Raw genomic sequence first — 12,535 nt, forward strand, 5'->3', positions numbered from 1 at the left:
AATGCCCAGTTTTTCCACCCGCGCACCGATGCGCCCGCCGCACTTGCGGTCGAAAGAGAAGACCATGAAAGACACCATTCGCCAGCTGATCCAACAAGCCCTCACCCAACTCGTCAACGAAGGTGTGTTGCCTGAAGGCCTGTCGCCGGCGATTCAAGTGGAAAACGCCCGCGACAAGACTCACGGCGACTTCGCCAGCAACATCGCGATGATGCTGGCCAAGCCGGCCGGGATGAAACCGCGCGATCTGGCGGAAAAAATCATCGCCGCACTGCCGTCTGACGAAAACGTCACCAAGGCGGAAATCGCCGGCCCGGGCTTCATCAACTTCTTTCAGAACACCCAGGCCCTGGCCAACCGTCTCGATGCCGCGCTGGCTGACGCCCATATCGGCGTGCGCAAGGCCGGCCCGGCGCAGCGCACCGTGGTTGACCTGTCGGCGCCGAACCTGGCCAAAGAGATGCACGTCGGCCATTTGCGCTCGACCATCATCGGCGACGGCGTCGCTCGCGTCCTCGAATTCCTTGGCGACGAAGTGATCCGCCAGAACCACGTTGGCGACTGGGGCACGCAGTTCGGCATGCTCATGGCCTATCTGCAGGAAAACCCGATCACCAGCGACGAGCTGTCCGATCTGGAAAACTTCTACCGCGCCGCCAAACAGCGTTTCGACGAGTCCGCAGAATTTGCCGACCGCGCCCGCGGTCTGGTGGTCAAATTGCAGGCCGGCGATGCCGAGTGCCTGGCGCTGTGGACCCGGTTCAAGGACATCTCGCTGTCGCACTGCCAGAAGATCTACGAACTGCTCAACGTCAAACTGACCATGGCCGACGTGATGGGCGAAAGCGCTTATAACGACGACCTGATCAATGTGGTCAACGACTTGAAAGCTGCGGGCATGCTGGTCGAGAGCAACGGCGCCCAGTGCGTGTTCCTCGACGAGTTCAAGAATGCCGATGGCGATCCACTGCCGGTGATCATCGTCAAGGCTGATGGCGGTTACCTGTACGCCACCACCGACCTCGCTGCCGTGCGCTACCGCAGTGGCAAGCTGAAAGCCGATCGTGCGCTGTACTTTGTCGACCAGCGTCAGGCCCTGCACTTCCAGCAAGTCTTCGCCGTGGCGCGCAAAGCCGGTTTCGTCACCCATCCGATGGAAATGGAACACATGGGTTTCGGCACCATGAACGGCGCCGATGGCCGTCCGTTCAAGACCCGTGACGGCGGCACTGTGAAGTTGATCGACCTGCTCACCGAAGCGCAGGAACGTGCCTACAACCTGGTCAAGGAGAAAAACCCGCAGCTTGCCGAAGACGAATTGCGCAACATCGCCAAGGTCGTCGGCATCGGCGCGGTGAAATACGCTGACCTGTCCAAGCACCGCACCAGCGACTACAGCTTCAACTTCGACCTGATGCTGAACTTCGAAGGCAACACCGCACCGTACCTGCTGTATGCCTACACCCGCGTCGCCGGTGTGTTCCGCAAGCTCGGCAAGGACTTCAGCGAAGTCGACGGCCAGATCGTCCTCGAAGCGGCGCATGAACAGGAACTGGCGGCGAAACTGGCGCAGTTCGGTGAAGTGCTGAACAACGTGTCCGACAAAGGCACGCCGCACATTCTCTGCACTTACCTGTACGACGTCGCTGGCCTGTTCTCCAGCTTCTACGAGAACTGCCCGATCCTCGCCGCCGACACCCCGGCCCAGATGCAGAGCCGTCTGCGTCTGGCCGCGCTGACCGGTCGCACCCTCAAGCAAGGCCTGGAGCTGTTGGGTCTGGAAACTCTGGAGCGTATGTAAGTTGGCTGCCAAGAAAAAACCCGCACCCAAGCGCGGCGCGAGCCGCTATCAGGCCCCGGCCAAGCAACCGATTCCCGGCTGGCTGTGGATGGCCATCGGCCTGACGGTCGGTGCATTCATCGTGTTTCTGATGAAGCTGGAGCCGGGCAAGGGCAGCGACACGGTCAAGCGTGAGAAGGTCGAGCAGGCGCAGCAGAAAGCGACGAAGATCGCCGAAGCCAACAAGACCCCGCCGAGCCCGACGCAACCGGTCAAGCCGAAGTACGACTTCTACACGCTGCTGCCGGAATCGGAAGTGATCGTGCCGCCGGATGCCGTTCCGGAGAAGACCCTGCCGACGCCACAAGTGCCGGCCATCCCGACCACGCCGGTGACCCCGGCGGAAGCGGCGAAGATCGACACCGCGCGCGCTCAGGCCGCGCTGGCCGGGATTACCCCGCCACCCGCGCCACCGGTGAGCAAAGCGGCGCCGGTGACCAAGTTCTTCCTGCAGGCCGGCTCGTTCCGCAAGGAGACGGACGCTGACAAGGTGCGCGCGCAGATCATTCTGCTCGGCCAGGCCGTGGCGGTTGAGTCCGGCACCGTGAAGGACGAAACCTGGTACCGCGTTCTGGTCGGCCCGTTCAGCAACCGCGAACAGCTGACCACCGCGCAGAAACAACTGGCCGGTGCCGGCTTCAGCAACCTGCTGTTACAACAACGCCAGAGCCGCTGACTCGCCGCTGATCGTTCCCACGCTCTGCGTGGGAATGCCTCAAGGGACGCTCTGCGTCCCCGGCAGCGAAGGGACGCGGAGCGTCCCGGGCTGCATTCCCACGCAGAGCGTGGGAACGATCAGGTGCGACACGCCGCTCGTCCCCTCCCCCGCACCAAGGTTGAAATCCCTTTCAGCACCCCCATATGAATGGGCATAAGGCACTTTCGCCCCGCTGTGTGGAGACTCTTCCCTTGACCACCATCGTTTCAGTCCGCCGTCACGGCAAAGTCGTCATGGGCGGCGACGGCCAGGTTTCTCTCGGCAATACCGTGATGAAAGGCAACGCGAAAAAAGTCCGTCGCCTGTACCACGGCCAGGTCATCGCCGGTTTTGCCGGTGCCACCGCCGACGCCTTTACGCTGTTCGAACGTTTCGAAGGCCAGCTGGAAAAACATCAGGGCCACTTGATCCGCGCCGCCGTCGAACTCGCCAAAGAGTGGCGTACCGACCGCTCCCTGAGCCGCCTCGAGGCGATGCTCGCGGTCGCCAACAAGGATGCCTCGCTGATCATCACCGGCAACGGTGACGTGGTCGAACCCGAAGACGGCCTGATCGCCATGGGCTCCGGCGGTGCTTTCGCCCAAGCGGCGGCCAGCGCCCTGCTGAAAAAGACTGACCTGTCGGCCCGCGAGATCGTCGAGACTGCACTCGGCATCGCCGGCGACATCTGTGTATTCACCAACCACACCCAGACCATTGAGGAGCAGGATCTCGCCGAATAAGCCTGTCGCGGCCTGTGTGCCACGGCTTGTTTGTGCTTGAGGACCGTCAATTACTATGTCCATGACTCCCCGCGAAATCGTCCACGAACTCAATCGCCATATCATCGGCCAGGACGATGCCAAGCGCGCCGTCGCGATTGCCCTGCGCAACCGCTGGCGCCGGATGCAGCTACCTGAAGAGCTGCGCGTTGAAGTGACGCCGAAGAACATCCTGATGATCGGTCCGACCGGTGTCGGTAAAACCGAGATCGCCCGTCGCTTGGCAAAACTGGCCAACGCGCCGTTCATCAAGGTCGAAGCGACCAAATTCACCGAGGTCGGCTACGTCGGCCGTGACGTCGAGTCGATCATCCGTGATCTGGCTGACGCGGCGATCAAGATGCTCCGTGAGCAGGAAATGACCCGCGTACGCCACCGTGCCGAAGACGCTGCCGAGGATCGTATCCTCGACGCGCTGCTGCCACCGGCACGCATGGGTTTCAGCAATGAAGAAGCGCCGGCCAGCGATTCCAACACCCGTCAGCTGTTCCGCAAGCGTCTGCGTGAAGGTCAGCTGGACGACAAGGAAATCGAGATCGAAGTCGCCGAAGTGTCCGGCATCGAAATCGCCACGCCGCCGGGCATGGAAGAGATGACCAACCAGCTGCAATCGCTGTTTGCCAACATGGGCAAGGGCAAGAAGAAGTCGCGCAAGCTCAAGGTCAAGGAAGCGCTGAAACTGGTGCGCGACGAAGAAGCCGGACGTCTGGTCAACGAAGAAGAGCTCAAGGCCAAGGCGCTGGAAGCGGTCGAGCAGCACGGCATCGTGTTCATCGACGAAATCGACAAAGTCGCCAAGCGCGGTAACGTCGGCGGCGCCGATGTCTCCCGAGAAGGCGTGCAGCGCGACCTGCTGCCGCTGATCGAAGGCTGCACCGTCAACACCAAGCTGGGCATGGTCAAGACTGACCACATCCTGTTCATCGCCTCCGGCGCGTTCCACCTGAGCAAGCCGAGCGATCTGGTCCCGGAACTGCAAGGCCGTCTGCCAATCCGCGTCGAACTCAAGGCGCTGAGCCCGGAAGATTTCGAGCGCATCCTCAGCGAACCGCACGCCTCGCTCACCGAGCAATACTGCGCGCTGCTGAAAACCGAAGGCCTGCACATCCAGTTCCAGCCGGAAGGCATCAAGCGTCTGGCGGAAATCGCCTGGCAGGTCAACGAGAAGACCGAGAACATCGGTGCCCGTCGCCTGCACACGCTGCTCGAGCGTCTGCTCGAAGAGGTGTCGTTCAGCGCCGGTGACCTGGCCAGCGCCCATGACGACAAGCCGATCCTGATCGGCGCCGAATACGTCAACAGCCACCTCGGCGAATTGGCGCAGAACGAAGACCTGTCCCGCTACATTCTGTAAAGCAGCAAGCTACAAGCTACGCGCGGCAAGCTGAGTTAAGCTTGCCGCTTGTAGCTCGCAGCTGAAGGCTTCTCCTATGATTCCTACCGACATCAAACTGCACAAAGCCTCGAAAACCCTGACGCTGACCTACGCGTCCGGCGAGGAATTCACCCTGCCCGCGGAGTTTCTGCGTGTGCATTCGCCCTCCGCCGAGGTCCAGGGCCATGGCAAACCGATCCTGCAATTCGGCAAGCTCAACGTTGGCTTGAGCAAGCTGGAACCGGCCGGCAACTACGCACTGAAACTGACCTTTGACGACGGTCATGACAGCGGCTTGTTCACGTGGGATTACCTCTACGAACTCGGCAAACGCCAGAAAGAACTCTGGGACGATTATCTCGCCGAGTTGCGTGCCGCCGGAAAAACCCGTGATCCGAACGAGTCGTTCGTCAAGCTGATGCTCTAGCCCGAGCCTTGCGCTCATTAGAAGGCATTTTCTAACTTCATCTGTTTGAATGCTCCGCTGTATGGCCGAGGATCGGCCTGCTTGCGAAAAAAATTAAACTCGGGTAACCAATGGAGCTGGCAAGTTCCCTGCAATGCTCTACGACTGTAAAGCAGCTATGCAGAATCAACGGTCACCCGAGCAGTAGTACCTGGCATTGGCTGTGGAACTGCACAGCAGAAAACCGGGTACTCGTCTCAGGACAATGGAGCGTCGTAGATGAGTAACAAGAATAACGATGACCTGAAGTATCAAGCCTCGGAAAACACCCTGGGGCTTAATCCCGTCGTTGGGCTACGCGGAAAGGATCTGCTGGCCTCTGCTCGGATGGTGCTGAAACAGGCCATCAAACAACCGATCCATAGTGTTAAACACGTGACCCATTTCGGCCTCGAGCTGAAGAACGTGCTGTTCGGCAAATCCGAACTGCAACCGGCCGGTGACGACCGTCGCTTCGCCGATCCAGCGTGGAGCCAGAACCCGCTCTACAAACGTTATCTGCAAATCTATCTGGCCTGGCGCAAGGAACTCCACGCCTGGATCGATGACAGCAGCCTGACCCCCAAAGATATCGCCCGTGGCCATTTCGTCATCAACCTGATGACCGAAGCCATGGCACCGACCAACACCGCGGCCAACCCGGCGGCAGTCAAACGCTTCTTCGAAACCGGTGGCAAGAGCCTGCTCGACGGCCTTTCGCATCTGGCCAAGGATCTGGTACACAACGGCGGCATGCCGAGCCAGGTCAACATGGGTGCGTTCGAGGTCGGCAAGAGCCTCGGCGTGACCGAAGGCGCGGTGGTGTTTCGCAACGATGTGCTGGAGCTGATCCAGTACCGACCCATCACCGAGCAGGTCCACGAACGGCCCTTGCTGGTGGTGCCGCCGCAGATCAACAAGTTCTACGTTTTCGACTTGAGCCCGGACAAGAGCCTGGCGCGTTTCTGCCTGCGCAATAACGTGCCGACGTTCATCATCAGTTGGCGCAACCCGACCAAGGCCCAGCGTGAGTGGGGCCTGTCGACTTATATCGATGCGCTGAAAGAAGCGGTCGACGTGGTCACCGCCATCACCGGCAGCAAAGACGTGAACATGCTCGGCGCCTGCTCCGGCGGCATCACCTGCACCGCCCTGCTCGGCCATTACGCGGCGATCGGCGAGAACAAGGTCAACTCGCTGACCCTGCTGGTCAGCGTGCTGGATACCACACTGGACAGCGACGTCGCCCTGTTCGTCGACGAGCAGACCCTTGAGACTGCCAAGCGTCACTCGTATCAGGCCGGTGTCCTCGAAGGCAAGGACATGGCCAAGGTCTTCGCCTGGATGCGCCCGAATGATCTGATCTGGAACTACTGGGTCAACAACTACCTGCTCGGCAACGAGCCGCCGGTGTTCGACATTCTGTTCTGGAACAACGACACCACGCGCTTGCCGGCGGCGTTCCACGGCGACCTGATCGAGATGTTCAAAAACAATCCATTGATTCGCCCCAATGCACTGGAAGTGTGCGGCACACCGATCGATCTCAAGCAGGTCACCGCCGACATCTTTTCGCTGGCCGGCACCAACGACCACATCACCCCGTGGAAGTCCTGCTACAAGTCGGCGCAGCTGTTCGGCGGAAAAGTTGAATTCGTGCTGTCGAGCAGTGGCCATATCCAGAGCATTCTGAACCCGCCGGGCAACCCGAAATCGCGCTACATGACCAGTGAAGAAATGGCCGCCAATGCCGATGACTGGCAAGAGAACTCGACCAAGCACACCGATTCCTGGTGGCTGCATTGGCAGGCGTGGCTGGCCGAGCGCTCGGGCAACCTGAAAAAGGCCCCGGTGAAACTGGGCAACAAGGCGTATCCGGCGGGCGAGGCTGCGCCGGGCACCTACGTTCATGAAAGATAGCGGCAAGCCACAAGCGACAAGCCGCAAGCTGAGCACATTCTGCTTGAAGCTTGTGGCTTGCAGCTGCTCCTCTCTAACCCGAAGGGTTTGATCCATGCCGCAACCGTTCATATTCCGCACCGTCGATCTGGATGGCCAGACCCTCCGCACGGCGGTGCGTCCCGGCAAGCCGCACTTGACGCCGTTGCTGATTTTCAATGGCATCGGCGCCAACCTGGAGCTGGTGTTTCCGTTCGTCGCGGCGCTGGACCCGGATCTGGAAGTGATCGCCTTCGATGTGCCCGGGGTCGGCGGTTCCTCGACGCCGAACCGGCCGTATCGCTTTCCTGGGCTGGCCAAACTGACGGCGCGGATGCTCGATTACCTCGACTACGGTCAGGTCAACGTGATTGGTGTGTCGTGGGGTGGCGCGCTGGCGCAGCAGTTCGCCTATGACTACCCCGAGCGCTGCAAAAAACTGGTGCTGGCGGCCACCGCTGCCGGTGCGGTGATGGTGCCGGGCAAACCGAAAGTGCTGTGGATGATGGCCAGTCCGCGGCGCTACATTCAGCCGTCCCACGTCATTCGCATCGCGCCGATGATCTACGGCGGCTCGTTCCGGCGCGATCCAACGCTGGCCGCCAGCCATGCGGCGAAAGTGCGTTCGGCGGGCAAGCTCGGGTACTACTGGCAACTGTTCGCCGGCCTCGGCTGGACCAGCATTCACTGGCTGCACAAGATCCATCAGCCGACGCTGGTGCTGGCCGGCGATGACGACCCGCTGATCCCCCTGATCAACATGCGCGTGCTCGCCTGGCGGATTCCCAATGCGCAGTTGCACATCATCGATGACGGCCACCTGTTCCTGATTACCCGTGCCGAAGCCGTGGCGCCGATCATCATGAAATTCCTCCAGGAGGAGCGTCAGCGCGCGGTGATGCATCCGCATCCGACCCCGCTCGGCGGCTGAACGCAGCGGCAGGCTTTATGCAGGGCTTTACCCATGAGTGCGCGGCAGGACGCCGCGCAGGCAGCAACCCGTAACAGCGTCTATGGTGTTCTGGTTCGGTGAGTTTGTTTTTGCCCTGAAGACGAAGGAGTGTTGAGTCATGCGCGACAAACCAGCGACGGGCGTGGTGCCCAGCCCCGCCGTGTTTATCAACGCACAAAGTGCGATCACCGGCCTGCGCGGCCGCGACCTGCTCTCGACCCTGCGCAGCGTCGCCGCCCATGGCCTGCGCAACCCGGTGCACACGGCAAGGCATGCCTTGAAACTGGGCGGCCAACTGGGCCGCGTACTGCTCGGCGAAACCGTGCACCCGACCCATCCGAACGACAGCCGTTTTGCCGATCCGGCGTGGAGCCTCAACCCGTTCTATCGGCGCAGCCTGCAGGCGTATCTGGCCTGGCAGAAGCAGGTCAAGAGCTGGATCGACGACAGCGACATGAGCCCCGAAGACCGCGCCCGCGCGCAATTCGTCTTCACCCTGCTCAACGACGCCGTGGCACCGTCCAACACGCTGCTCAATCCGCTGGCAGTCAAGGAGCTGTTCAATTCTGGCGGCCACAGCCTGGTGCGCGGCCTCAGCCATCTGTTCGACGATCTGCTGCACAACGACGGCTTGCCACGCCAGGTGACCCGACAGGCATTTGAAGTCGGCAAGACCGTCGCCACCACCACCGGCTCGGTGGTGTTTCGCAACGAAATGCTCGAACTGATCCAGTACCGGCCGATGAGCGAAAAGCAATACGCCAAGCCGCTGCTGGTGGTGCCACCACAGATCAACAAGTACTACATTTTCGACCTGAGCCCGCACAACAGCTTCGTCCAGTACGCGCTGAAAAACGGCTTGCAGACCTTCATGATCAGCTGGCGCAACCCGGATGTGCGCCATCGCGAATGGGGCCTGTCGAGCTACGTCGAGGCCGTGGAAGAAGCGATGAACATCTGCCGGGCGATCACCGGCGCCCGCGAGGTCCACCTGATGGGCGCCTGCGCCGGCGGCCTGACCATCGCCGCGCTGCAAGGGCATCTGCAGGCCAAGCGGCAGCTGCGGCGTATCGCCAGCGCAACCTATCTGGTCAGCCTGCTCGACAGCCAGATCGAAACCCCGGCGACGCTGTTCGTCGATGAGCAAACCCTCGAAGCGGCCAAGCGGCGTTCGTATCAGCAGGGCGTGCTCGACGGTCGCGACATGGCCAAGGTCTTCGCGTGGATGCGCCCCAACGATTTGATCTGGAGCTACTTCGTCAATAACTACCTGCTGGGCAAGGAGCCACCGGCCTTCGACATTCTCTACTGGAACAATGACAACACACGCTTGCCGGCAGCGCTGCACGGCGATCTGCTGGATTTTTTCAAGCACAACCCGCTGACCCATCCTGGCGGGCTGGAAGTCTGTGGCACGCCGATCGACTTGCAGAAAGTCACCGTCGACAGTTTCAGCGTGGCCGGCATGAACGACCACATTACGCCGTGGGACGCGGTGTATCGCTCGACCCTTCTGCTTGGCGGCGACAAGCGCTTCGTGCTGTCCAACAGCGGCCACGTACAAAGCATCCTCAACCCGCCGAGCAACGCGAAAGCCAACTACGTCGAAAACGCCAGGATGAGCAGCGACCCGCGCGCCTGGTACTACGACGCCAAACGTGTCGATGGCAGCTGGTGGCCGCAGTGGCTGGAGTGGATTCAACAGCGCTCGGGCGCGCAGCACGAAACCCGGGTGGCCCTCGGCAACCCCAACTATCCGCCGATGGAGGCAGCACCCGGTACTTACGTGCGAGTGCGCTGACGTTCAACGACATTTTTCTAAGAAGACTGGATGAAAACCCGCGACCGGATTCTCGAATGTGCGCTGCACCTGTTCAACGATAAGGGCGAACCGAACGTCTCGACCATGGAGGTCGCCAATGAAATGGGGATCAGCCCCGGCAACCTCTACTACCACTTCCACGGCAAGGAACCGCTGATCCTCGGCTTGTTCGAACGCTTCCAGCAGGAACTGGCACCGCTGCTCGATCCGCCATCGGACGTTGAGCTGGCACCGGAGGATTACTGGCTGTTTCTGCACTTGATCGTCGAGCGCCTGGCGCAATACCGATTCCTGTTCCAGGACCTGTCGAACCTCGCCGGGCGCCTGCCAAAACTGGCCAAGGGCATACGTCATCTGCTCAACGCCTTGAAGCGCACGCTGGCGTCATTACTGGCGCGGTTGAAGGCCGCCGGGCAACTGGTCAGCGATACGCAGGCGCTGGGGCAACTGGTGGAGCAGATCACCCTGACGCTGCTGTTTTCCCTGGATTACCAGCGGATTCTCGATCGTGAGGGCGAGGTGCGGTTGGTCGTGTACCAGATCATGATGTTGGTGGCGCCGCATTTGTTGCCGCCGGTGAAGGTCGCGACCGAGCGGATGGCGCTGCAATACCTTGAGGATCACGAATGAACCAGACTCTACAGGGTGACCCCACTCCCCTGTGGGAGCTAGCCTGCTAGCGATGAAGCCGGCACATTTAAAACAAGTGCTGACTGACCCGCCGCTATCGCTAGCAGGCTAGATCCCACAAGGGTTTTGCGGTGTTTTGTAGAAGGAACGCACAAACAAAAACGCCCGACCCTCACAGGCCGGGCGTTTTGTTTTGCCCTGATGAATCAGGACTGACTGGTCGGCGTCGACGGTGTCGATGCTGCAGTCGGGGTGGCCGCCGGCGTTGGAGCGGAGGCGGAGTTCGCCGCGCTGGCCGGAGCTACCGGAGCAGCCGATGGCGTTGCAGCCGGTTTTGGCGCAGCGGCTTTCGCTGCGGCCGGTTTTTTCACCGCAGGCTTTTTCGCTGCAGCCGGTTTGGCGGCTGGCTTGGCTGCAGGCTTGGCGGCAGCGGTTTTCGCGGCTGGCTTGGCCGTTGGTTTCGCTGGCGTTTTAACCGCAGGTTTGGCTGCTGGTTTCGCCGCGGCTTTAGCGGCCGCAGGTTTGGCGGCAGCTTTGGCCGCTGGCTTGGCGGCGGCCGTTTTCACTGCCGGTTTGGCGGCGGCTTTCGCTGCGGGTTTGGCCGCCGCTTTCGCCAGTGGCTTGGCTGCGGTTTTCGCCGCAGGCTTGGCCGCCGGTTTCGCCGCAGCGGTTTTCGCCGCTACAGGCTGAGCTTTCAGACCGGTGAGTTTTTCGATCTGTCTGGTCAGCGTGTCGACCTTGGCATTGAGCGCCTTGACCTCATTGCGGCTCGGCACACCGAGGCGTGAAATCGCGCTGTTCAGGCGCTTGTCGAAAGCCCCTTCGAGCTCGTCCCACTTGCCCATGGCGCGGTCTTTCACGCCGCTGATGCGCGACTTGGCCGAAGAGGTCGAGTCCTCGACTTTTTTGCCGACCGCAGACTTGGTGAGCTTCTCGGCTTTCTCGCCGTCTTTGACCAATGTGTCGAAGAGCTTGCTGCCGTCAGTGTCGATCTTCGAGTACACGCCTAAACCAGCCAGCCAGATTTTGCGGGAGTACGACTCGACCTTCCCGACCCACGAGCTGCTTTCTTTATCGGTGTTCTTTTTACCAGCCATCCCGTTCTCCTTAAGATTTACGCGCGACGCGTTCGAGCAATGCCGTCAGCTCATCGAGCTTAGCAGAGAGTGTCTCAACGTCATGTTTAGACGGAATGCCGATGCGATTCAAGGCGCTTGCTACGCGGCTGTCGAAGGCCTTCTCGACCTTGTCCAGCTGAACTTCGACACGACCTTTGAAGGAGCTGACCTGGGTGGCGGCCTCGTCGATCTCGACGTTGGCCGCGAGCAGTTTTTCGGTGACGGCCTTTTTACCTTTCTTTTCAACAGTTTGACCGGCTTCGATCAACTCCTGAAAGTACTCGCTGCCCTCTTGCCCGACCTTGGCGTAGGCACCCAGGCCAGCCAGCCAGATCTTGCGGGCATAGGACCTGACGTCGCTCAGCGTCGAAGTCGGAGCGTCGATTTTTTTCTTCAAAATAACTTTGGCCATGGTGCACCTCACGCGCAGAAGGTTTGAGGAACTGCCCGGACGGGTGTCGGGCTCAGGCACAAAGTAGGTAGAAAAATTAGAAAGGGCACCCTAACCAGTAGGAGCACCACAAAACAAATGTAGGAGTGAGCCTGCTCGCGATAGCGGTGTGTCAGTCGACATTATTCTTGACTGCTACACCGCTATCGCGAGCAGGCTCACTCCTACAGGGGATCGCGTTTCACATCGGAATCAGGCCAGGGCTTTGTCGAGGGCCTTTTCGATTTCGGCTTTGATCATGCCGCTCATGGCCGACATCATCAGGCCCAGTTCGACGTCGACCCTGATCGAATCGTCCGCCACATGCACTTCGCCTTTCACGCCCGAGCGCTTGAGGTTCAGGGTGTCGCCCGACCACTGCGGTTCCAGGCCGTATTGTTCATTGAGCTTTTTGGCCAGTCTGTCGGCCTTCTCGCGGGCGGCTTCCTTGCCCAGGGTGTGGGCACGCTCAACACTGATTTTGGCCATCGAATGACTCCTGATAG

At 60.7% G+C, this 12,535-nt stretch carries 12 protein-coding genes; 9 read left to right on the plus strand and 3 right to left on the minus strand.

Annotated elements, in window-relative coordinates:
• Window positions 1-64 precede the first annotated feature (64 nt).
• From argS to J3P93_RS25570, 9 genes are all read left to right on the plus strand, one after another.
• Window positions 65-1,801: an arginine--tRNA ligase gene (gene argS / locus J3P93_RS25530; protein ID WP_434593205.1), complete on the plus strand. Its 1,737-nt coding sequence runs from the start codon at window positions 65-67 to the stop codon at window positions 1,799-1,801.
• Between the two features lies 1 nt (window position 1,802).
• Complete coding sequence (locus tag J3P93_RS25535; RefSeq protein WP_434593207.1) at window positions 1,803-2,516, plus strand: SPOR domain-containing protein; 714 nt, start codon at window positions 1,803-1,805, stop codon at window positions 2,514-2,516.
• Window positions 2,517-2,749: 233 nt separating this feature from the next.
• Window positions 2,750-3,280, plus strand: a complete 531-nt coding sequence (hslV, locus tag J3P93_RS25540) for an ATP-dependent protease subunit HslV (RefSeq protein ID WP_090280391.1) — start codon at window positions 2,750-2,752, stop codon at window positions 3,278-3,280.
• Between the two features lie 55 nt (window positions 3,281-3,335).
• On the plus strand, window positions 3,336-4,673 hold the full coding sequence (hslU, locus tag J3P93_RS25545) for an ATP-dependent protease ATPase subunit HslU (RefSeq protein ID WP_434593210.1): 1,338 nt from the start codon (window positions 3,336-3,338) through the stop codon (window positions 4,671-4,673).
• A gap of 76 nt (window positions 4,674-4,749) precedes the next feature.
• Window positions 4,750-5,121, plus strand: coding sequence for a gamma-butyrobetaine hydroxylase-like domain-containing protein (locus tag J3P93_RS25550; RefSeq protein ID WP_093105797.1), 372 nt, complete (start codon window positions 4,750-4,752; stop codon window positions 5,119-5,121).
• Window positions 5,122-5,379: 258 nt separating this feature from the next.
• Window positions 5,380-7,059, plus strand: a complete 1,680-nt coding sequence (gene phaC, locus J3P93_RS25555) for a class II poly(R)-hydroxyalkanoic acid synthase (protein ID WP_434593213.1) — start codon at window positions 5,380-5,382, stop codon at window positions 7,057-7,059.
• Between the two features lie 94 nt (window positions 7,060-7,153).
• Entirely contained in the window at window positions 7,154-8,008 is an 855-nt protein-coding gene (phaZ, locus tag J3P93_RS25560) for a poly(3-hydroxyalkanoate) depolymerase (RefSeq protein ID WP_090280374.1), read from the plus strand.
• 139 nt (window positions 8,009-8,147) lie between these two features.
• A complete protein-coding gene (phaC, locus tag J3P93_RS25565) occupies window positions 8,148-9,830 on the plus strand; it encodes a class II poly(R)-hydroxyalkanoic acid synthase (RefSeq protein ID WP_434593216.1) in 1,683 nt (560 codons plus the stop codon).
• Between the two features lie 30 nt (window positions 9,831-9,860).
• Window positions 9,861-10,481 carry a TetR/AcrR family transcriptional regulator gene (locus tag J3P93_RS25570; protein WP_434593218.1) on the plus strand — a complete coding sequence of 207 codons (621 nt, stop codon included), beginning with the start codon at window positions 9,861-9,863 and terminating at the stop codon, window positions 10,479-10,481.
• 206 nt (window positions 10,482-10,687) lie between these two features.
• Here the strand turns inward: J3P93_RS25570 and J3P93_RS25575 are convergent, their stop codons facing one another.
• From J3P93_RS25575 to J3P93_RS25585, 3 genes are all read right to left on the minus strand, one after another.
• Window positions 10,688-11,578: a phasin family protein gene (locus J3P93_RS25575; protein ID WP_434593221.1), complete on the minus strand. Its 891-nt coding sequence runs from the start codon at window positions 11,576-11,578 to the stop codon at window positions 10,688-10,690.
• Window positions 11,579-11,588: 10 nt separating this feature from the next.
• The gene (locus J3P93_RS25580) at window positions 11,589-12,011 is read right to left on the minus strand and encodes a phasin family protein (RefSeq protein WP_434593224.1); all 423 of its coding nucleotides are present in this window, start codon (window positions 12,009-12,011) and stop codon (window positions 11,589-11,591) included.
• Window positions 12,012-12,242: 231 nt separating this feature from the next.
• A complete protein-coding gene (locus J3P93_RS25585) occupies window positions 12,243-12,518 on the minus strand; it encodes a polyhydroxyalkanoic acid system family protein (RefSeq protein WP_434593226.1) in 276 nt (91 codons plus the stop codon).
• Window positions 12,519-12,535 lie beyond the last annotated feature (17 nt).

This window comes from Pseudomonas sp. R3-57 (assembly GCF_051132065.1).
Lineage (GTDB): Bacteria > Pseudomonadota > Gammaproteobacteria > Pseudomonadales > Pseudomonadaceae > Aquipseudomonas.